Source organism: Lysinibacillus sp. OL1, from assembly GCF_004332175.1.
GTDB lineage: Bacteria > Bacillota > Bacilli > Bacillales_A > Planococcaceae > Lysinibacillus > Lysinibacillus capsici.
On record NZ_SJDS01000045.1, the window covers coordinates 1 to 432 of the forward strand.

1 protein-coding gene is annotated in these 432 nt (G+C 30.6%); it reads left to right on the plus strand.

Translation table 11 applies throughout. The annotated features are described in order from the left end of the window. Positions 1 to 387: hypothetical protein (locus EW028_RS24360; protein ID WP_227745023.1), on the plus strand; the 387-nt coding region annotated here is incomplete at its 5' end. Between the last annotated feature and the right edge of the window lie 45 nt (positions 388 to 432).

A 432-nucleotide genomic window follows, 5' to 3' on the forward strand; every position in this document is an offset into this window, starting at 1 on the left:
AAAATAAAAAAATTATTCTATGGTTTGATCGCATTAGCTTTATTCATGATTACAGGATGCAATATTCAAGGGGGAACTACAACAGTATCAATTGACAGTATAGATGCCGAAGAAGCTTTAACATTAGATTCTGATGCTGATATTTTTCAGTATGATGGAGTTATCTACAAAGCTAATATTGATTGGGTTGAAGAATTGTCTTTAACAAAAGATGTTCAAATCGGTGAAATAAAAACAAAAAATGATGCTAATACAGATTTTAGAGATGAGATGTCGAATAAACTTCCTGTTGGTACAAAGATTTTTTCCACCAAAGAACGAGGAGATATTTTAATTGTTGAATCTGAAGGAGAAATCAAAAAATATCTTGCAATTGTTGAAGGGTAAACAAAATTCCTTGTTCAACAAACGTGGTGCTTTAATTGAATAGAT